The organism is Roseovarius dicentrarchi (assembly GCF_003316635.1).
In the GTDB taxonomy this organism is placed as follows: Bacteria; Pseudomonadota; Alphaproteobacteria; order Rhodobacterales; family Rhodobacteraceae; genus Roseovarius; species Roseovarius dicentrarchi.
The window spans coordinates 148,680-168,233 of sequence record NZ_QNQP01000004.1 but is presented as its reverse complement, the minus strand read 5'-3'; the positions used below and the strand labels follow the sequence as shown (position 1 = coordinate 168,233).

The window sequence follows — 19,554 nt, the reverse complement described above, 5'->3', positions numbered from 1 at the left end:
CTGTTCCTGTCCCTTATGTTCGCCCCTATATGGGGCCGTGGCCGACAATCGCAAAGAATGCCCGCGTCAGGACCGAAACAGCAGCCCCGGACCCCAGCCTGCCGCATCCACCCCGGCCAGACGCAGCATATGCCAGATCAGCGCCTGATTGGACGTCACCACCGGCAGCCCGGTGATTGCCTCGACCTCATCTATGATCTCGAATGTCTGCAAATTGGTGCAACTGGCAAACAGCGCCTCGACCCCCGGCGCCTTTGCCGCCTCCAGCAATGCCGCACGGGTCGAGGCTGGATCAATCCGCGCCACGCGGCGGTCATCACGCTCGGCAAAGCTGATCTCATGGGCGATCTCAACACCGTTTTCAGTCAGAAGCGCCCGCATCTGCGCTGTCACGCTGGGCAGGTAGGGGGTGACCATTCCAACCCGGCGCGCGCCCAGATGGGCCACAGCCGCCACGACCGCGCTGATCGGATCGCTCACGCGGGCGTCCGGATGTATGCTGCGGATCTGCTCGGCCACGCGGGCCGCACCGATGACGGTGGCGCCCGACGTGCAGGCGTAGCCGATCACGTCCAGCCCCGCGGGAAGCAGCCCCGCCGCCACCGGCATGGCCGCATCCATCTGCGCCAGTGTCGCCGGCGTGATGTCTGTCGCCACCGGAATCCGCGTGTGCAACAGCTGGATGTCGCGCTGCGCGAACACCTGCCGCGCTTCATATTCCAGCGTCTCGTCCGTCGCCAGCACGATCAAGCCCAGCCGCGCGCCGCCCCCGGCGCCGTCGTTCAGAACATAGTCCATCACCCCTCCCCCGGTGTGCTGAGCGTGCCGCCGGACACCGCCGCGCGCACGCCCGTCGTGCTGGCGCAAGAGGTGGGCAGCCCCCGCGCCACGCGCACCGCGAGGTAGCCAAACGCCTGCGCCTCCAGCATGTCGCCATCAAGGCCGACATCCTCGACCGGTGCCACGTCGCAATCCAGCGCCGCGCGCAGCATGTCCATCATCACCGGATTATGCCGCCCGCCGCCCGTGACCAGCAGGCGCGCGGGCGGCACCGGGCAATGCTCCATCCCGCGCAGCACGCCGGCGGCGGACATGGCGGTGAGGGTCGCGGCGGCGTCTGCATCGCTCAACTCTCCCACCAGCCCGATCATGTCGGCAAACGCGTCCCGGTCCAGCGATTTCGGCGGCATCTTCAGAAAATACGGCTCGTCCAGAAACAGCTCCAGCGCGCCCTCGGCCACCTCGCCCGCGCGCGCCAGCCTGCCGCCCTCGTCATAGGGCAGACCGCGGCGCGCCATCAGCAAATCATTGATCGGCGCATTGGCCGGCCCGGTGTCAAACGCGATCAGCGCGCCGTCATCCTCGGGGCGGCGCGCGCCGGGATCGACCCATGTCAGATTGCCAACGCCGCCCAGATTGAGAAACGCCACCGGCGCATCCGCCCGGATATATTTCGCGCAAGCGAAATGGAAAAACGGCGCCAGCGGCGCGCCCTGCCCGCCCAGCCGCACGTCGGCGCTGCGAAAATCCCAGACCACAGGCAGACCCAGCGCATCGGCCAGCGCCGCGCCATCGCCCAGCTGGTGCGTTCCGCGCCCGTCCGGCTCATGCGCCAGTGTCTGGCCATGAAAGCCGACCAGCTCGGCACCGTCAAATCCGCCCAAGCCCTCGACATGCGCCTGCATCACAACGCGCGCGGCGGCGCCCAGATCATCACCCGGCCAACGCCCCAACGCAGCAGCCAGCACCGCCTGTTCCTCGGCGCTGTAGGCACGGTATCGGCTGGCGCCGAAACCGAAAATCGCCTCGCCGTCCGTGTCGATCATCGCCGCATCGACCCCGTCCAGTGACGTGCCCGACATCGCCCCCAAGGCCCATACCCGCCCCGCTTTCAACATGGCCTTTTCCTTTGCCTGATGCGCGCCTATACATGCCGCGCAAACCAGACCGGGACAAGCACCATGACCTATCACCCCAAATCAGATTTCCTCCGCGTGATGCAGACACGCGGCTATCTGGCGGACTGCACCGATATGCAGGCGCTGGACGATGCAATGATGGCGGGCGTGGTGCCGACCTATATCGGCTATGACGCGACCGCCAAATCGCTGCATATCGGCCATCTGCTGAACATCATGATGCTGCGCTGGCTGCAAAAGACCGGGCACAAGCCGATCACGCTGATGGGCGGCGGCACCACCAAGGTGGGCGATCCCAGCTTTCGCAGCGACGAGCGGCCCTTGCTCACGCCCGAGGTGATCGACGAGAATATCGACGGCATGCAGCAGGTTTTTGCGCAATACCTGAGCTACGGCGATGGCGCGACCGACGCGATGATGGTCAACAACGCCGAATGGCTGGACGGGCTGAACTACCTCGATTTCCTGCGCGATATCGGGCGGCATTTTTCGGTCAACCGGATGCTGTCGTTCGAGTCGGTGAAATCGCGGCTGGACCGCGAGCAATCGCTGTCCTTCCTTGAATTCAATTACATGATCCTGCAAGCCTATGATTTCCTTGAGCTGAACCGCCGCTACGGCTGCGCGCTGCAAATGGGCGGCTCGGATCAGTGGGGCAATATCGTCAACGGCATCGACCTGACGCGCCGGGTGGTCGACGGTCAGGTTTTCGGCCTGACCTCGCCGCTGCTGACCACCTCGGACGGGCGCAAGATGGGCAAATCCGCCGATGGCGCGATCTGGCTGAACGGCGAGATGTGCAGCCCCTACACGTTCTGGCAATTCTGGCGCAATACGACAGACGCGGATACGGGCCGCTTCCTCAAGCTCTACACCGAGCTGCCGCTGGAGGAATGCGAACGCCTTGGCGCGCTTGGCGGGGCGGAAATCAACGAGGCCAAGATCATCCTGGCCAATGAGGTCACGCGCCTCCTGCACGGCGCCGGCGCGGCCGAGGCTGCCGAAGCCACCGCGCGCGAAGTGTTCGAAAAGGGCGGCGTTGGCGACGATCTGCCCACCCTCACGCTGGAGCCTGCCGAAGTTGCCGATGGCATTTCCATCGTGCAACTCATCGTGCGCGCGGGTCTTGCCAAATCCGGCAAGGATGCCAAGCGCCTTATTTCCGAAAATGGCGCGCGCCTCAATGATGCACCGCTCAACGATCCGGGCCTGATGATCGACGCCGCCGCCCTTGCCCAGCCGATCAAGCTCAGCGCCGGCAAAAAGCGTCACGCGCTCATCCGCGTTGCCTGAACAACCGCGCGCCCGCACATCCGGGCGCGCGAGCCACCTGCCATCGTTCAAAGGACACCCCTGCGCGGGGCTATCCTGTCTGATCCTGTCGCGACGTCTCGCCGCTGCCCGGCAGGGCATTGGGCATCAATAGTCACGTCGTTCCGGACTTTCGCCAGGAAGTGCCCGGCGCTACACCTTTCACGATACCAGCCCACCGGAACAGCAGTGATCTTGGCCTTTTATTGAATTGCCGCGTTTGCGCACCGTGTCGCTTCCCGACAAGGACCGTAGGGACGCGGGCATGACACAGGTATCGAACAGCTCGCTTCAAACCGGGATAGATCGGACGTTCAGGAAGGCCCCGTGTTTCGGCAGGCGCCCCTGACCAGCCCGCTTGCCGAGAGATGGGCATTGCCCCCGGCCGGCTTCGGATCCTTCGATGATGCCGGATATCAACGCCCGCGAGTTCCGCGCCGGATGGCTGACCTGATCTGCACGAACAATCCCGCTTGACCTTGCGATCCATCGCGTCCAAATCGGCAGCATGACACAAGTAGCCCTGATTACCGGCGCATCGCGCGGCCTTGGCGCCGCCCTCGCCGAAGAACTCGCCCCAAGCCACCACATTGTGGCCGTAGCCCGCACCACCGGCGCGCTGGAGGAGCTGGACGACCGGCTTCAGGCGGCGGGCCATTCGGCCACTCTGGCGCCGATGGACATCACCAACCCCGACGCAATGGCGCAGTTGTGCCGCGGCATATATGACCGTTGGGGCAGCGTAGCAATCTGGGCGCATACTGCCATTCATGCGGCCCCGCTTAGCCCCGCGATGACGATGGACGCGCGCGACTGGGACAAATCGGTTGCCATCAACGTCACCGCGACCGGCCATCTGATCCCCTATATCGCGCCGCTCCTGGGCGAGGACGGACAGGCCATGTTCTTTGAAGATTTCAAGGCAGGCGAAAAATTCGCCGGCGCCTACGGCGCAACCAAAGCCGCGCAGATCGCGCTGGCCCGCTCCTGGCAGGCCGAAAGCGCCAGGCATGGGCCAAAGGTGCATATCCTCTCGCCCGGACCAATGGCCACGGCCATGCGCGCGCGGTTCTATCCCGGCGAGGACCGCGAGGCGCTGACCCGTCCCCGCGATGCGGCGCGCCGACTGGTGCAGATGCTGGGCTGACGGGCAAATCCGGCAGGCTGACGGCGGCGTCAATGCCTGTCCCCGGCCTGTCCTCAGGCCCAGCGGATCAATCCGATGATCGCGGAGGTGGCATAGAAACCCTGAAGGATCAGAAAGCTCCAGCGCGCATCTATGACCGCCCAGCCCGCAAACAGCGCCGAGGATACCAACAGCAGGCTGAAACCCAGAACCTCGTTGCCGGTGTTGGAGGCGATCAGCAGCGCATAGGCCATTGCCAACACCGATCCCGAAATTTCAAATGCGGTGGTCAACCTGCGATTGTTCATGCGCCATCCCCCGTCTGAATATGCGCCACATCAATGATATTTATACCCGAATATCAACCACTATCGTCGGTCGCGCCCGGGCCAGACTCTTGCCGGTTCCGGCTGCGCCGGATACAGGTAGAACAGGACGTCACCGCAGGAGGCCGGAATGCGCATACTGATTACCAATGACGACGGCATCAACGCGCCGGGCCTGCAGGTGCTTCAGGAAATCGCCGATGCGCTGGCCGGCCCGCGCGGCGAAGTGTGGTGCGTCGCGCCCGCGTTCGAGCAGTCGGGCGTCGGCCATGCCATTTCCTACACCCAGCCGATGATGGTCAGCGAACTGGCGCCGCGCCGCTTTGCCGTGCAGGGCAGCCCGGCCGATTGCGTGCTGGCGGGGCTTTACGACATTCTGGACGGGCGCGCGCCGGATCTGGTGCTGTCGGGCGTCAACCGTGGCAACAACGCCGCCGAAAACGCCGTTTACTCCGGCACGCTGGGCGCCGCGATGGAGGCCGCGCTTCAGGGGATCCCCGCCATCGCGCTCAGCCAGTTCTACGGCCCCGGCAACAATGCGCTGGACGACACGTTCGACGCATCGCGCGGTCATGGCCTTGATACGGTGCAGCGTCTGCTGGACAAGGGCGTATGGACACGCGACGATTACGGCATCTTCTACAACGTGAATTTCCCCCCCTTCCCGGCCAGCGGGGTCAAGGGCATCCGCGCAGCCCGGCAGGGCTTTCGCCGCGACATGGGCTTTGGCGTCGAGCCGCACACATCGCCCTCGGGCCGGCGGTTCCTGTGGGTCACAGGCGCGGGCCAGCAGCAGCCGACCAGCCCAGGATCGGATGCGGCGGTCAATCTGGACGGCTATATTTCCGTTACGCCGATGCGCGCGGACCTGACCGCGCATGACATGCTGGAGCCGCTGAAAGCCATCGAATGACAGACGAAGACCCCGAAATCGCCGAACGCAAGATGCAGTTCCTATATGCCCTCCGCTCCAAGGGCATTACGGATAACCGCGTGCTTGAGGCCATGGAAAAGATCGACCGCGGCCCCTTTATCCGCGGCTATTTTTCCGACCGCGCCTATGAGGATATGCCGCTGCCCATCGCCTGCGGCCAGACCATCAGCCAGCCCTCGATCGTGGGCCTGATGACGCAGGCGCTGAAGCTGAGCGCGCGCGACAAGGTGCTGGAGGTCGGCACCGGCTCGGGCTATCAGGCCGCGATCCTCAGCCTGCTGGTGCGCCGGGTTTACACGGTCGATCGCCACAGACGGCTGGTGCAGGAGGCCAGCGAGATTTTTCAGGCCATGGATCTGAGCAACATCATCGCCCTGACAGCCGATGGCAGCTTTGGCTTGCCCGAACAGGCGCCCTTTGACCGGATTCTGGTCACAGCAGCGGCCGAGGATCCGCCCGGACCGCTCTTGGCGCAGCTTAAAATCGGCGGTATCATGGTGGTTCCCGTGGGCCAATCCGATACAGTGCAGCGACTGATCCGCGTCACGCGCACCGATGCGGGCTTTGACTATGACGAACTGCGCCCCGTGCGGTTCGTGCCACTGGTCGAGGGGCTGGGCCGCGATACAGCCTGACGGCGCAAGACATTTCAGACCAGCCCCGGCATACTCGGGGGCCGAGCATGAGGAAAAAGACGGACATGAGCAGAACCGAACGCACCGGGGCCGGTCCCCGTATCCAGATCCTGCTGGCCGGCAGTTGCGCGTTGGCGCTCGCCGCTTGCGGCGAGAATATGGATTTCGATCTGCGCGGCCCCATCGGCGGGCTGGACACCGCCGAGGCCGCCCGCACCGCGACCGCCAGCCGCCCCAAACCGGACGCGCGCGGCATCATCTCGTATCCCGGCTATCAGGTCGCGGTCGCGCAGCGCGGCGACACGCTGGCCAGCCTCGCCGCGCGCATCGGCGTCGATGCAAACCAGCTGGCCCGCTACAACGGCATCCAAACGGGCGATCCGCTGCGCAAGGGCGAAATCATCGCCCTGCCCGGCCGCGTGGCCGAACCGGCGGGCGGCCCGATCACGACAGGCCGCGACATCACCCAGATCGCCGGCGCCGCCATCGAAAGCGCCCGCCCCAGCCAGATCGAAACCAGCACGCTGGCGCCCGCCACCCCGCAAACCGGGTCCGAGCCTGTCCGCCACAAGGTCGAGCGCGGCGAAACGGCCTATACCATCGCCCGGCTCTACAATGTGCCGATCCGCAGCCTCGCTGACTGGAACGGCCTTGGCAGCGATTTTTCGGTGCGCGAAGGCCAGTTCCTGATCATTCCGCTGGCGCTGCCGGGGCAGAACACGCCCCCACCGGCGCGCACAGCGGCCACCGAACCACCCGGCGCCGGCACCCCCACGCCCGAGCCACCCAGCGCCGCCAAACCGCTCCCGCGCGAGGATACCGTGCCCGCCGCCCAGCCCGCACCGCCCAAAGAGGCGCCCGATCTGGGCAGCCAGCAAACCACGACAGCCCCCAAGGCACGGATGAGCTATCCGGTTCGCGGCGACATCGTGCGCCCCTATTCCAAGGGCAAGAATGACGGCATCGACATCGCCGCCAGCCCCGGCACCGCTGTCAAGGCCGCCGATGCCGGCACCGTCGCCGCCATTACCAAGGACACCAAAGGCACCCCGATCATCGTGGTCAAACACCCCGGCAACCTGCTGACGGTCTATTCAAACGTGGCCAACGTGGCGGTCAAGACCGGCGACAGCGTGGCGCGGGGGCAAACCCTTGCGAAAATCCCGGCCACCGGCGCCGCCGCCGTCCATTTCGAGGTGCGCGACGGCTTTGAAAGCCTCGATCCCGTCCCCTACCTGACCGAATAATCGGTAAAAAGGGGCGCGGCATGTGCGCCGCGCCCTTCTTTCATCTTCCCGGAAAAATACTCAGATTCCAGCGCCGGCAGCCTGCGCGCCGTCAGCCGATCTCGCGCAACCGCTTGAACAGGCTGGATGTGTCCCAGCGCCCGCCGCCCATCTTCTGCACATCCTTGTAGAACTGATCGACCAGCGCCGTCACCGGCAGGGATGCGCCATTTTCGTCGGCTGTCTTCAGGCAGATCCCCAGATCCTTGCGCATCCAGTCCACCGCGAACCCGTGCTCGAACGCGTCATTCAGCATCGTCTCGTACCGGTTCGCCATTTGCCAGCTGCCCGCCGCGCCCTGGGATATCACCTCGACCACCGCGCGCCCGTCCAGCCCGGCCTTTTCCGCGAAATGCAGCGCCTCGCTCAGGCCCTGCACCAATCCGGCTATGGCGATCTGGTTGCACATCTTGGTCATCTGGCCCGCGCCTGACGCGCCGATGCGGCGGCACAGTTTGGCATAGATGTTCATCACCGGCTCGGCCGCGTCATAGGCCGCGGCATCCCCGCCGCACATGATCGAAAGCTGGCCGTTTTCCGCCCCCGCCTGCCCGCCCGATACCGGCGCATCGACAAACTGCAATCCCGCATCGCTGGCCGCCTTGTATAATTCGGCCGTGACAGCGGCGGAAACGGTGGTGTGATCGACAAATGTCGCCCCCTTGTCCATACCGGCAAATGCCCCGTCATCGCCCAGGCAAACGCTGCGCAGATCGTCGTCATTGCCGACGCAGGCCATAACAAAATCGGCGCCCATCGCAGCCTCGCGCGGGGTCGCGGCATGCGCGCCGCCATGTTCGGCCACCCATTTTTCGGCCTTGGCATTGGTGCGGTTATAAACCGTCACGTCATGGCCCGCTGCCGCCAGATGGCCCGCCATCGGGTATCCCATCACACCCAGTCCCAGAAATGCAAGTTTCGCCATGCGCGTTTTCCCCCGTTCACATTGCCGCCGGGGCCATTGTTTCCGGCCCCGTTTCTGACTATCCCCTGCGCAGGCAAAATTGCAAGGCGGGGCGGCATGGCGCAGATGTTCAAATGGCTGATGCGGATTGCGGGCGCGCTGATCGCGCTGTCCCTGCTGGCGCTGCTTGGCCTTTATTTCCTGCTGGCGCGGTCCCTGCCTGATTATGACAAATCGCTGGCCATCGCCGGCCTCGATGACACCGTCGAAATCGTGCGCGACAATGCCAACGTGCCGCATATCTTTGCCCAGTCCGAGGCAGACGTGTTTCAGGCGCTGGGATATGCCCACGCGCAGGACCGCCTTTGGCAGATGACAATCCTGCGCCGCACCGCGCAGGGGCGCCTGTCCGAGGTGTTCGGCGCCCGCAGCCTGGCCATAGACAAGCTGATGCGCCGGTTCGACATCTACGGCGCCGCGCGCGCGTCCGTCCGCTGGCAGGATCCCGCCACCCGCGCCGCGCTGGAGGCATACGCGCGCGGCGTCAACGCCCGGCTGGCTGAAATCAATGACAGCGCCCTGGGGCGCGGCGCGCCCGAAATGTTCCTGTTCAACGCGCCCATCACCCCTTGGGTGCCTGCCGATTCCATTGCCATCATCAAATTGCTGGCCGTGCAGCTCTCGGGTCATATGCAAAGCGAGGTCTTGCGCGCGCGCACGTCGCTGGCGCTGGATGATCCGGCGCGATTGATGGACATCTTGCCCGACGCACCCGGCGGCGGCGTCGCCGCCTTGCCGAAATACTCCAGCTTTTTCGCGCCCGGCGCACTGCCCCGCTATGCCGAAGGCTCCGCCGATATGGGCGCGTTGTCGCCGATCAACCCGCCCGCGCTGGCCGGCGCGTCCAATGCCTTTGCCGCCGCGCCCGCACGCTCGGCTGCGGGCGGCACGCTGCTGGCCAATGATCCGCATCTGGGTCTGACCGCGCCGTCGATCTGGTATCTGGCCCGGCTGGAGCTGTCGACCGGCGGCGTCATCGGCGCCACCGTCCCCGGTGTTCCGCTGGTGCTGAGCGGGCGCAGCGATACGCTGGGCTGGGGCATCACCTCGGCCTATCTGGACGATCAGGATGTGCATATCGAACAGCTGAACCCCGACAACCCGGAGGAGTATCGCACACCCGATGGCTACGCCAAATTCATCAGCCGCGGCACCATCATCAAGGTCAAGGATGCCGCCCCCGTCACGCTGACCCTGCGCAGCACGGAAAACGGCCCCGTCTTGCCCGGATCGCAATATGATCTGGCCACCATCACCCCGCCCGGCCATGTGGCATCGTTGTCCTGGACCGCCCTTAGCCCGCGCGACACGACCATGAGCGCCGGCATCGACCTGATGCGCGCCGCCAGCGTAGATGAGGCACTGGCCGCAGGCGAAAAGTTCGTCGCGCCAGCGCAGGTGCTGACCGTGGTGGATCAGACGCGCATCGCGATGAAGATGGTCGGCGCAATGCCCCGCCGCCATGGCGAACATGACACCCAAGGGCGCCTGCCCAGCCGGGGCTGGATCGCGCATAACCGCTGGCAGGGGCGGCTGCCCTATTCGGCAAATCCCGAATTCACCGACCCCGCCGGCGGTATCCTGGGCAATACCAACAACAAGATCGTCGATCGCCCCTTTCCGCTGCATGTCAGCCACCGCTGGGGCGACACGCAGCGTATCCACCGCTGGCAGCGCCTGATGCAGGGCCGCGAGGTCCACACCCGCGACAGCTTTGTCGAGGCGCAGCTGGATACGGTCAGCTTTACCGCGCGGTCGCTGTTGCCGCTGATCGCCGCCGATCTGTGGTTCACCGGCGAAAGCGCGCCCGAAGGCACCCCCCAGCGCCTGCGCCAGCGCGCGCTGGAGCTGCTGGCCGAATGGAACGGCGAGATGAACGAACACCGCCCCGAGCCGCTGATTTACGCCGCATGGCTGCGCGCGTTGGGCCAGCGCCTTGCCCGTGACGAGCTGGGGCCGCTGGCCGAAGAGTTCACCCATACCGACCCCGTCTTTGTCGAGCGGGTGTTTCGCAATATAGACGGCGCCGCCGCGTGGTGCGACGTCAAGCAATCCTCGCCCGTCGAGACATGCCCCGACATCGCGCGGCTGGCGCTGGACGATGCGCTGGTCTGGATTTCCGACCGCTACGGCACGGCGCTGGAATCGCTGCGCTGGGGGGACGCGCATCAGGCGGTGCAGGATCATCCGGTGTTGGGTTCGGTGCCGGGACTGCGCTATTTCGTCAATATTCGCCAGTCAACCGGCGGCGGCGATCACACGTTGCAACGCGGGCGCACCAGCGGCAAAGGGCCGAACCCGTTTCAGAACGTGCATGCCGCGGGCTATCGCGGGGTCTATGATTTCGCTGATCCGGGCAGCAGCGTCTTTGTCATATCGACCGGGCAATCGGGCCATTTTCTCAGCCGGTATTACGACGATCTGGCGCAATTATGGCGGCGCGGCGAATACATCCCGATGTCGCTGGACCCCGAGCTGGCCCGCGCAGGCGCGGTGGGCATCACCGTTCTGACACCCAAGGAAACCGATTAAAGCGCGTCGAACTCGGCGCGCTGGCGCGGGGTCCAGCGGACGGTCAGCAGATAGCCATCCTCGCCCTCTGCCTCATCCTCGATCAGGCCGTGTTGGTGCAGCCATGCGCGCTGGCGCCCTGCGGCATAGGGCAGCGATACCTCCTCGCGGCGGGCCTCGCCCATCAGCATCTGCGCGACGCGATCGACCAGCGCCTGCATCCCCTCGCCCGTGACCGAGCTGATGACCTGCACATTCTCGGACCGCCCGGCGCGTGTGATCAGCGCGTCATGCTCGGCCGCATCGACCAGATCAATCTTGTTCCAGACCTCCAGAAGCGGGGTTTCCTCGTCCACCTTGAGGCTGGTCAGGATCTCCTCGACATCGGCCTTTTGCATGTCGCTGTCGGGGTGGGCGATGTCGCGCACATGCAGGATCAGATCGGCGCTCAGCACCTCCTCCAGCGTGGCGCGGAACGCGGCGACCAGTTCTGTCGGCAGGTCCGAGATAAACCCGACCGTATCGCTGAGGATCACCTCAGGCCCGCCGCCGGGCAGCGCGATACGCCGCATGGTCGGGTCCAGCGTGGCGAACAGCATATCCTTGGCCATCACGTCGGCGCCGGTCAGGTAGTTGAAAAGCGTCGATTTTCCGGCGTTTGTGTAGCCGACCAGCGCGACGATGGGAAACGGCACCTTGGCGCGGGCGGCGCGGTGCAGGGTCCGCGTCTTGGCAACCTTGTCCAGCTGGCGGCGCAGGCGCACGATATGGTCGTCAATGGCGCGGCGGTCCGCCTCGATCTGCGTCTCGCCGGGGCCACCGACAAAGCCGAGGCCACCGCGCTGCCGCTCCAGGTGGGTCCAGGCGCGCACCAGACGCGTGCGCTGATAGCTGAGCGCGGCCATTTCCACCTGCAACACGCCCTCGCGCGTGGCGGCGCGGTCGCTGAAAATCTCCAGGATAAGGCCGGTACGGTCCAGTATCTTGACGCCCCAATCCTTTTCCAGATTGCGCTGCTGCACGGGGCTGAGGGGGCCGTCGATCAGCACCAGCTCGATCTCGGCCTCCTCGAACTGGGCCTTCAGTTCGGCGATCTTGCCCTTGCCAAACAGCTTGCCGGGGTGGACCTTGGGCAGGCGCACAACGCCGCCGCCGACAACCTGCAGCCCAGGCAGGGCGCGGGCCAGTGACGTCGCCTCCTCCAGTGCAAGGCTGGGTTTGCGGGCCTGGCCGCCGGATTTGTAGATATCCGGATGCAGCACCCATGCGCGGGTATCGCGGGATTTGGTTTCAATGCTGCGGTCGCGGTTCAGCAAACGCTGCGTATGCGGATCGTCACCGTCTTCGACAAAGTCGCCGGTCATTGAATCACCCTTGAGGAATGGCGCGGATCAAGCCGCATCATCACCGTCATAGAGGCTGATGGGCTGCGATGGCATGATTGTGGAAACCGCGTGTTTATACACCAGTTGCGACTGACCGTCACGGCGCAGCAGGATGCAGAAATTGTCGAACCAGGTGATGACACCCTGCAATTTCACACCGTTGATCAAGAATACCGTTACCGGCGTCTTGGTCTTGCGCACTTGGTTCAGGAACACGTCCTGAAGGTTCTGACGTTCAGATGCCATAGTTGGTCCCCAAATCCATTTTTTCTTGCAAGTGCCGCGGATCGGCTTCGGATGCTTATATCCGTTCAATATGATGCGGCACGGCGCGACTTTCCAGCCCTAAAATCGAGCAGTTGCGCAGAGTTGCCCGAAAGAACCGGATTGCCGGGCGGCGCAGGCGGTGCGGCCTGCCTCAATCGCGCCAGATGCTGGGCGTGATGAGTGCGATGATCGCCAGCATTTCCAGCCGCCCCAGCACCATCGCGGCGCACATCACCAGCTTGGCCGCAGGCGCCATGACGTTCAAGACAATCGGCGCCTCGCCCGCGATCTGGGTCAGCGGGCCGGTGGTGGACAATGCGGCGATGGCCAGAATGACCGACTGCTCGAACGTCATTCCCAGCGCGGCCATGACCACCGTGACCAGCGCCAGCGACATCGCGAACATCATGAAGAAGATCCACGCCACAAACGCGCCCTGCCTGCGCATCCGGCGGCTGCGCGCCCCCGCGCGCCCGACCGAGGAAGGATGCACCAAACGCTCCATCTCGCGCTGACCATTGAGATAAAGCGCATAGACCCGCAGCAGCTTGACGCCCCCCGCCGTGGTTGCGACCCCGCCCCCCATCAGCGCGGCGCCCATCAGAATCAGCCCCGGCGTGCCCAGCCCCGACCAGCTGCGCGCCTGTTCCCAATGCGCGCTTTCGAATCCGGTGGTGGACAGGAAGGACAGCACGCTGAACATGCCCCCCCAAAGCGCGCTCAGCGCCGAGGGCAGGTCATCCACCCGTTCCACATCGAACGCGCCAACCCAGTGGCGCGAGAACAGCAGCAGCGGCACGCCCAGAACGATCACGATGCCCAGCCGGAATTCGGGATCGTTCAGCAGGCCGGGCCGCGCCGATGTCAGCGTATCGGCGGTGAAGGTCAGGCGCGACAGCCCGAACATCATGAAGAAGAAAATCACCACTTCGCCGCCGATGCCAGACCCGGCATTTGCCACGCCGCCGATGGGGGATATGCCGCTGGTCGCCATGGTGGACATCGCATGGACCAACGCCACCAGCGGGCGATCGCCGCCAATCGCCAGAAACAGCCACAGCGCCCCGGTCAACCCGATATAGAGTGGCGCAAGCGTTGCGGTCACCTGAACAACCCGGCGCCCGGACCCGGCGCGCTGAAACCGCCCCTGGGCATCGTCGCTCTGCCCCGGCTCGGCGGTCGCGGTCAGCTCGAACCCGCCCAGGTTCAGCGGCGCCAGCACCGCCGACGCAGCGATCCACATCAGCAGCCCGCCCATCCAGCCAACCATGCCACGCCACAAGTGCAGGCTGTCAGGCAGCCTGCCCGGTTTTTCAAACAGCGTCGCGCCGGTAGTGGTAAAGGACGACACCATCTCGAAGTAAGCGTTCAGAAAGCTGGTGGTGCGCAGCCCCTCGTAGAACGGCACGGCCAGAAAGACCGGAAGCGCGGCAAAGGCCAGACACAGCGACAGCAGGTTGTCCAGATCGCTGGCATCGCGCCGCGCGTTGCCGCCCATGGCCAGCGCAATCAGCCCGATCAGAACCAGCCCCAGCGCGCCCGAATAGGCAAAACTGCGCGACACCGTATGATCGCCCAGCATCAGCGCATGAAATGCGGGCACAAACATGGCAAGTGACGCGACCCCCGCCAACAGCAGCACCAGCGGCAGCCGGGCCAGCGGCGTTGCGCGCGTTATGCGGGACCGCGCGACCATGCCCTAGAAAAAATCGACCGAGACCTGAAGCAGTTGCTGAACCCGCTCCACGTCCGATGCCATGGCAAAGATCACGATCACGTCGCCCTCGTCGATGCGCATCGCGCCGGTGGGTTTCAGGATCTTGTCGCCCTTCTGCACCGCGCCGACCAGCACCCCTTCGGGGAAGTCGATGTCGCGGATCATGCTGCCCGCGATCGAGGAGGTCGACATCACCTGCGCCTCGATCACCTCGGCCTCGGCGTCGCCGATGGAATAGACGCCGCGCACCCGGCCATGCCGGATATGCCGCAGGATGCTGCTGACCGTGGTGGCGCGCGGGTTGATATAGGCGTCCACGCCAATCGGCTCCAGCAAAGGCACCAGCGTGGGGTCGTTGATCAGCGCGATGGCAAAGGGGCAACCCTCGGATTTGGCGCGCACGGCGGCCAGCAGGTTCGTTTTGTCATCGTCGGTGACGGCCAGCACCGCATCGGCGCGGACAATCCCGGCCTCGTGCAAAATGGCCCGGTCCAGCGCGTCGCCGTTCAGCACGATGGTCCGCTCCAGCGCATCGGCGGCGCGTTCGGCAATACCGCGGTTGCGCTCGATCATCTTGGCGCGCAGGCCGCGGCCCTGCGCCTCCAGCGCCTTGGCCACGGCAAGGCCCACATTGCCGCCGCCCAGGATCACCACCCGCTCCTGTTTGTGGACGACTTTGCCGAACACCTCCAGCGTGCGGGGAATATCCTCGTTCGGGGCGAAAACGTAAGCTTCGTCACCGACAAACAGCTGATCGCCGGCCTCCGGCGCGAACAGATGCCCGCCGCGGCGCACCGCCAGAACAACCACGCGCAGGGTTGAGAACAGATCCGACAGCTGGCGCAGCGGCGTGTTGACGACCGGGCAATCCTCGTCCAGCCGCAGGCCCATCAGCTGCGCCTTGCCGTCCATGAACCGCTCGGTATCAAACGCGGCCGGCACGGCAAGGCGTTGCAGCGCGGCCTCGGCCACCTCTTTTTCGGGGCTGATCACCACGTCGATGGGCATGTGATCGCGGCGGTAGAGATCGGAATAAATCGCGTCCAGATAGGACTGGCTGCGCAGGCGCGCAATCTTGCGACTGATGGCGAACACCGAATGGGCAACCTGACAGGTGACCATGTTCACCTCGTCCGAATGGGTCGCGGCAATGATCATGTCGGCATCGCGCGCGCCGGCTCGCTCCAGCACATCGGGATAGCTGGCAAAGCCGTGCAGGCCCTGCACATCCAGCGTGTCGGTGGCGCGGCGCACCAGATCGGGGTTGTTGTCCACAACCGTCACGTCGTTGTTTTCGCCCGACAGATGGCGCGCGATCTGCCACCCGACCTGACCTGCGCCGCAAATGATGACCTTCATGGCGTGCCTTTCAAAGCTGCTGCCCTGATGTGCCTGACAATCGCAGGGCGGTCAAATGATCTGGCGCGGCGGGCGCGGCGGATCAACCTGCCCGCGCCGGCGATTTGCCCGACGTCATGACCCCCAGCGATTTCAGCTTGCGGTGCAGCGCGCTGCGCTCCATTCCGACGAATTCGGCGGTGCGGCTGATATTGCCGCCATAGCGGTTGATCTGCGTCAGCAGATATTCCCGCTCGAACGCCTCGCGGGCCTCGCGCAGCGGCATCAGCGCCAGCGACCCGGACAGCACAACGCGCCCGTCGGCGGGGGCATTCTGCGTCTCGCCGGGCAGCTCGCGCAGCTCGATCTCGCCGGTGCCATCGCCCAGGATCAAGACCCGCTCGATCATGTTGCGCAGCTGGCGCACGTTGCCGGGCCATGACATGGTCTGAAGCTGCGCGCGCGCCTCGCTGCTGAGGGGGCGAAGCGGCAAGCCTTGGGTTTTGTTCAGCGTTTCGATGAAATACTCGGCCAATAGCGGAATATCGTCGCGCCGCTCCTCCAGCGATGGCACGGCGATCGGCACCACGTTCAGGCGGTGAAACAGCTCGCGGCGGAACCGGCCTTCGGCGATTTCCTGTTCCAGATCGCGCGAGGTGGAGGAGATGACGCGCAGATCCACCTGCACCTTGTTCGCGCCGCCCACGCGCAGAAACTGCTGGTCAACCAGCACGCGCAGGATCTTGCCTTGGGTGCCCTGCGGCATATCGGCGACCTCGTCGAAATAGATCACGCCGCCGTTCGCCTCCTCCAGCAGGCCCGGCTCCACGCCTTTTTCGGGGGACTCGCGGCCAAACAGCACCTCTTCCATGCGCTCGGCCTCGATCGAGGCGCAGCCGACCACGACGAAAGGTGCCGCCGCGCGGTTGGAATTGACGTGGATATAGCGCGCGGCCAGTTCCTTGCCGGACCCGGCCGGCCCGGTCAGCATCACGCGCCCGTTCGAGCGTGTCACCTTGTCCAGCTGGCCCAAGAGCGCACGAAACAGCGCGCTTTCGCCCAGCATGTCGGCCGGCGTCGTCTCGCGCCGTTTCAGGCTGGTATTCTCGCGGCGCAGGCGGCTGGTTTCCATGCCGCGACGGATCACCACCATCAACTGGTCGATATTGAACGGCTTTTCGATGAAATCATACGCGCCCTGCTTGATCGCGGCGACGGCGATTTCAATGTTGCCATGGCCCGAAATGATCACGACCGGCACCTCGGGATAGTCGCGCTTGACCGCTTTGAGGATGTCGATCCCGTCCATGTTGCTGTCTTTCAGCCAGATATCGAGGATCAACAGCGCGGGCGGGTCGGCGGTGATGGCGGCCATGGCATCATCGGAATTGCCCGCCATGCGCGTGGTATAGCCCTCGTCGCCCAGAATATCCGAGATCAGCTCGCGAATGTCGCGCTCGTCGTCCACAATCAGGATATCGCTCATATCTATGCCCCCATCGCCGTTTCGGCGCCCATCTGTTCTGTACTAACTCGTGTCAAATCCAGCCGGATCACGGCCATCGCGCCCGGATGCGCGCCCTCTTCAAACGGATCAGCCGGTGCCAGCGTCAAGCTGCCGCCATGCTCTTCGATGATCTTTTTGACAATCGGCAGGCCCAGACCGGTGCCCTTGTCGCGGGTGGTCACGTAAGGCTCGAACAGGCGCGCGCGGTCCTCGGGCAGGCCGATGCCGTTATCGGATATGCGCAGCTCGGCGCGGCCGTCAATGATGCGGCTGGTCACGCGGATCGTGGGCTGGAAATTGTCGGGCGCACGCCCTTTTTCCCGCAATGTTTCCGTGGCTTCGCCGGCGTTCTTGATCAGATTGGTCAACGCTTGTCCGATCATCGCCGCGTCAATATCGGCCCAAAGCGGCGCCTCGTCCAGATCGGTTTCGATCCGCACATCAGGCTGGCCGGCCTCTTGCAACAGAACCGCCTCGCGCAGAAGCTGCGTCAGGCTTTCCGGTTTGCGCTGCGGCTCGGGCATCCGCGCGAATTTCGAGAATTCATCGACAATGCGGCGCAAATCATCCGTCTGGCGCACGATGACACCGGTCAGTTGCGCCAGATCGGCAGCATCCTTTTCGCCCAGCAGTTTCGAGAATTTCCGCTGCGTCCGTTCAGCCGACAATTTGATCGGCGTTAGCGGGTTCTTAATCTCATGCGCGATACGCTGGGCCACATCGCCCCACGCCGCCATCCGCTGCGCTGACACAAGGTCCGTTACATCGTCAAACGCCACCACATATCCCTCGCGCCGTCCTGCATCGGTCAGGCGCGTCGACATGCGCACCAGCAGGCTTTCCTGTTCGCCGCCGCGCGTTACGCGAATTTCGTCCTGCACGAAGCCGCCCGCGCTTTTGCGCAGGCGTTTGAAAAGCTCGGCAAATTCCGGCACCGCAACGGCCAGATCCACAGATTGGCGGTCCTCCTGCCAGTCCAGCAGTTTCTCGGCGGCGCGGTTCACGAACGCGATCCGCCCCTTGGCATCAAGGCCGACAACCCCGGACGACACCGACCCCAGCACCGAATCAAACAGGCGGCGGCGGCGTTCGATCTGTTCGGTATTGGACAGCAGCGCGGCGCGCTGGCCCTTCAGCTGGCGGGTCATCTGGTTGAAAAACGTGCTGAGCTGGGCGATCTCGTCATCGCCCTCTTCCTCGCGGACCTGCACATCCAGATCGCCCGCGCCGATACGCTGTGCGGCACTGGTCAGGCGCCCCACCGGACGCGCGAGCCGTTCGGCAAACCACAGGCCCAGCCACACGGCGGCCAGGATCAGGATGACCGCAAAGCCCAGATATAACAGGCCGAATTCAAACAGCACCCTGCCCCGCTCGCTTTCGCGCTGCTGGTAGAAATTGGCGGTTTCCTTGGTTTCGTCCAGCAGCGCCAGAATATCGCCATCGACGTTACGCGTCACGTAAAGCAGCCGGTCCGCAAACCCCTCCAGCGGGATCAGCGCGCGAAATTCGTTGTTGTCCCAATCCTGAATGATCAGCAGCCCCTCGCTGCGCGCCTCGGCGATCTGCTCGGGGCTGGGCTGCTCGTAGTCAAACAGATAGGAGCTTTCGCCGCGGGCGCGGATCTCTCCGGTGCTGTCGATGACGAACGCTTCGCGCAGGCCGCGCTGGATTTCGCGCTGGCCTTCGGACAGAACTTGCCGGATGTCGCCGTCATCCATGAAGATACTGCGCTGTTTGACAGCCTCAAGGAATTGCGCCACCGCCCGCGCATCAATGACCAGATCGCGGCGATGCTCGTCCTCGTACGCCTCGGCGGCGGCGACCGAATTGCTGACCACGCGGCCCACACGATCGGAAAACCACGCCTCAAGGCCCATGTTCACCGACAGGGTCGCAAATACCGCAACGGTAATCGTCGGCAGCAGCGCCATGATGGCAAAGACGCCGGTCAGCCGCAAATGCAGCCGCGATCCGGCAGAGCGCGACCGGCGGGCCGAGATCATTTGCACGACGCGCTGCAAAACCAGCGCGGCAACAGCGATCACGTAGATCAGATCGCACAGCAGGACGAGGCGCAGCACATTGCTTTGCGCCCCCTGATCAAGCGGCCCCATAACAAGGAACGTCACCAGAGCCAGAACCGGCCCCAGCACAACCAGCCCAAGGGTGGCAAAATTCTGTAGCCGCTTTGCGCGGCGCAGGCGCAAGATACGTTCCCACCCTGCTGTGCGTGTCCTTGCGGCCACTGACATCCCCCAACGGCTTGGCGCGATTGCCGGCGCGCCCACTATATCCGGTGCGCATATCAGGGCGCGGCCCCAAAAC

16 protein-coding genes are annotated in these 19,554 nt (G+C 64.8%); 6 read left to right on the top strand and 10 right to left on the bottom strand.

Features of this window, described 5'->3' with window-relative positions; translation table 11 throughout:
* Positions 1 to 66: 66 nt before the first annotated feature.
* Both DQ230_RS04405 and DQ230_RS04400 read right to left on the bottom strand, forming a co-directional pair.
* The gene (locus DQ230_RS04405) at positions 67 to 798 is read right to left on the bottom strand and encodes a maleate cis-trans isomerase family protein (protein WP_113911287.1); all 732 of its coding nucleotides are present in this window, start codon (positions 796 to 798) and stop codon (positions 67 to 69) included.
* A complete protein-coding gene (locus DQ230_RS04400) occupies positions 798 to 1,898 on the bottom strand; it encodes an anhydro-N-acetylmuramic acid kinase (protein WP_113911286.1) in 1,101 nt (366 codons plus the stop codon). The genes DQ230_RS04405 and DQ230_RS04400 overlap by 1 nt, the downstream gene beginning before the upstream one ends.
* 63 nt (positions 1,899 to 1,961) lie before the next feature.
* On the opposite strand from DQ230_RS04400, the gene tyrS reads away from it, so the two are divergent.
* Together tyrS and DQ230_RS04390 are read left to right on the top strand one after the other, a co-directional pair.
* The gene (tyrS, locus tag DQ230_RS04395) at positions 1,962 to 3,212 is read left to right on the top strand and encodes a tyrosine--tRNA ligase (protein ID WP_113911355.1); all 1,251 of its coding nucleotides are present in this window, start codon (positions 1,962 to 1,964) and stop codon (positions 3,210 to 3,212) included.
* Positions 3,213 to 3,738: 526 nt separating this feature from the next.
* A complete protein-coding gene (locus tag DQ230_RS04390; RefSeq protein ID WP_113911285.1) occupies positions 3,739 to 4,377 on the top strand; it encodes an SDR family NAD(P)-dependent oxidoreductase in 639 nt (212 codons plus the stop codon).
* A gap of 53 nt (positions 4,378 to 4,430) precedes the next feature.
* Here the strand turns inward: DQ230_RS04390 and DQ230_RS04385 are convergent, their stop codons facing one another.
* Positions 4,431 to 4,664 carry a hypothetical protein gene (locus tag DQ230_RS04385; protein WP_113911284.1) on the bottom strand — a complete coding sequence of 78 codons (234 nt, stop codon included), beginning with the start codon at positions 4,662 to 4,664 and terminating at the stop codon, positions 4,431 to 4,433.
* Between the two features lie 148 nt (positions 4,665 to 4,812).
* Between DQ230_RS04385 and surE the strand changes: the two genes are divergently transcribed.
* From surE to DQ230_RS04370, 3 genes are all read left to right on the top strand, one after another.
* Complete coding sequence (surE, locus tag DQ230_RS04380; protein WP_113911283.1) at positions 4,813 to 5,595, top strand: 5'/3'-nucleotidase SurE; 783 nt, start codon at positions 4,813 to 4,815, stop codon at positions 5,593 to 5,595.
* Positions 5,592 to 6,251: a protein-L-isoaspartate(D-aspartate) O-methyltransferase gene (locus tag DQ230_RS04375; RefSeq protein ID WP_113911282.1), complete on the top strand. Its 660-nt coding sequence runs from the start codon at positions 5,592 to 5,594 to the stop codon at positions 6,249 to 6,251. Before surE ends, DQ230_RS04375 begins: the two co-directional genes overlap by 4 nt.
* A 65-nt stretch (positions 6,252 to 6,316) precedes the next feature.
* Positions 6,317 to 7,498 carry a peptidoglycan DD-metalloendopeptidase family protein gene (locus DQ230_RS04370; protein ID WP_238987418.1) on the top strand — a complete coding sequence of 394 codons (1,182 nt, stop codon included), beginning with the start codon at positions 6,317 to 6,319 and terminating at the stop codon, positions 7,496 to 7,498.
* Between the two features lie 91 nt (positions 7,499 to 7,589).
* On the opposite strand, the gene DQ230_RS04365 is transcribed toward DQ230_RS04370, so the two are convergent.
* Positions 7,590 to 8,567: an NAD(P)-dependent oxidoreductase gene (locus DQ230_RS04365; RefSeq protein ID WP_275263520.1), complete on the bottom strand. Its 978-nt coding sequence runs from the start codon at positions 8,565 to 8,567 to the stop codon at positions 7,590 to 7,592.
* Between DQ230_RS04365 and DQ230_RS04360 the strand changes: the two genes are divergently transcribed.
* Entirely contained in the window at positions 8,559 to 11,033 is a 2,475-nt protein-coding gene (locus DQ230_RS04360; RefSeq protein WP_113911279.1) for a penicillin acylase family protein, read from the top strand. The genes DQ230_RS04365 and DQ230_RS04360 overlap by 9 nt on opposite strands.
* On the opposite strand, the gene hflX is transcribed toward DQ230_RS04360, so the two are convergent.
* The 6 genes from hflX to DQ230_RS04330 form a co-directional block, all read right to left on the bottom strand.
* Positions 11,030 to 12,307, bottom strand: a complete 1,278-nt coding sequence (gene hflX, locus DQ230_RS04355; RefSeq protein ID WP_113911354.1) for a GTPase HflX — start codon at positions 12,305 to 12,307, stop codon at positions 11,030 to 11,032. The two genes, DQ230_RS04360 and hflX, sit on opposite strands and share 4 nt — an antisense overlap.
* Before the next feature lie 96 nt (positions 12,308 to 12,403).
* The gene (gene hfq / locus DQ230_RS04350; RefSeq protein WP_113911278.1) at positions 12,404 to 12,643 is read right to left on the bottom strand and encodes an RNA chaperone Hfq; all 240 of its coding nucleotides are present in this window, start codon (positions 12,641 to 12,643) and stop codon (positions 12,404 to 12,406) included.
* A gap of 172 nt (positions 12,644 to 12,815) precedes the next feature.
* The gene (locus DQ230_RS04345; RefSeq protein ID WP_113911277.1) at positions 12,816 to 14,360 is read right to left on the bottom strand and encodes a TrkH family potassium uptake protein; all 1,545 of its coding nucleotides are present in this window, start codon (positions 14,358 to 14,360) and stop codon (positions 12,816 to 12,818) included.
* A gap of 3 nt (positions 14,361 to 14,363) precedes the next feature.
* The gene (trkA, locus tag DQ230_RS04340; RefSeq protein WP_113911276.1) at positions 14,364 to 15,740 is read right to left on the bottom strand and encodes a Trk system potassium transporter TrkA; all 1,377 of its coding nucleotides are present in this window, start codon (positions 15,738 to 15,740) and stop codon (positions 14,364 to 14,366) included.
* 82 nt (positions 15,741 to 15,822) lie between these two features.
* Positions 15,823 to 17,205: a nitrogen assimilation response regulator NtrX gene (gene ntrX, locus DQ230_RS04335; RefSeq protein ID WP_113911275.1), complete on the bottom strand. Its 1,383-nt coding sequence runs from the start codon at positions 17,203 to 17,205 to the stop codon at positions 15,823 to 15,825.
* A 2-nt stretch (positions 17,206 to 17,207) separates the two neighbouring features.
* Positions 17,208 to 19,481 (bottom strand): sensor histidine kinase NtrY-like, encoded by a 2,274-nt coding sequence (locus DQ230_RS04330; RefSeq protein WP_113911274.1) that lies wholly within the window; start codon positions 19,479 to 19,481, stop codon positions 17,208 to 17,210.
* Positions 19,482 to 19,554 lie beyond the last annotated feature (73 nt).

What these genes read in the sequence shown, in the direction of transcription:
- DQ230_RS04400 (WP_113911286.1), bottom strand. Translation starts at nt 1,898, where the DNA reads ATGTTGAAAGCGGGGCGGGTATGGGCCTTGGGGGCGATGTCGGGCACG.
- hfq (WP_113911278.1), bottom strand. Translation starts at nt 12,643, where the DNA reads ATGGCATCTGAACGTCAGAACCTTCAGGACGTGTTCCTGAACCAAGTG.
- DQ230_RS04375 (WP_113911282.1), top strand. Translation starts at nt 5,592, where the DNA reads ATGACAGACGAAGACCCCGAAATCGCCGAACGCAAGATGCAGTTCCTA.
- DQ230_RS04385 (WP_113911284.1), bottom strand. Translation starts at nt 4,664, where the DNA reads ATGAACAATCGCAGGTTGACCACCGCATTTGAAATTTCGGGATCGGTG.
- trkA (WP_113911276.1), bottom strand. Translation starts at nt 15,740, where the DNA reads ATGAAGGTCATCATTTGCGGCGCAGGTCAGGTCGGGTGGCAGATCGCG.
- DQ230_RS04345 (WP_113911277.1), bottom strand. Translation starts at nt 14,360, where the DNA reads ATGGTCGCGCGGTCCCGCATAACGCGCGCAACGCCGCTGGCCCGGCTG.
- tyrS (WP_113911355.1), top strand. Translation starts at nt 1,962, where the DNA reads ATGACCTATCACCCCAAATCAGATTTCCTCCGCGTGATGCAGACACGC.
- surE (WP_113911283.1), top strand. Translation starts at nt 4,813, where the DNA reads ATGCGCATACTGATTACCAATGACGACGGCATCAACGCGCCGGGCCTG.
- DQ230_RS04390 (WP_113911285.1), top strand. Translation starts at nt 3,739, where the DNA reads ATGACACAAGTAGCCCTGATTACCGGCGCATCGCGCGGCCTTGGCGCC.
- DQ230_RS04370 (WP_238987418.1), top strand. Translation starts at nt 6,317, where the DNA reads ATGAGCAGAACCGAACGCACCGGGGCCGGTCCCCGTATCCAGATCCTG.
- DQ230_RS04405 (WP_113911287.1), bottom strand. Translation starts at nt 798, where the DNA reads ATGGACTATGTTCTGAACGACGGCGCCGGGGGCGGCGCGCGGCTGGGC.
- DQ230_RS04330 (WP_113911274.1), bottom strand. Translation starts at nt 19,481, where the DNA reads ATGTCAGTGGCCGCAAGGACACGCACAGCAGGGTGGGAACGTATCTTG.
- ntrX (WP_113911275.1), bottom strand. Translation starts at nt 17,205, where the DNA reads ATGAGCGATATCCTGATTGTGGACGACGAGCGCGACATTCGCGAGCTG.
- DQ230_RS04360 (WP_113911279.1), top strand. Translation starts at nt 8,559, where the DNA reads ATGGCGCAGATGTTCAAATGGCTGATGCGGATTGCGGGCGCGCTGATC.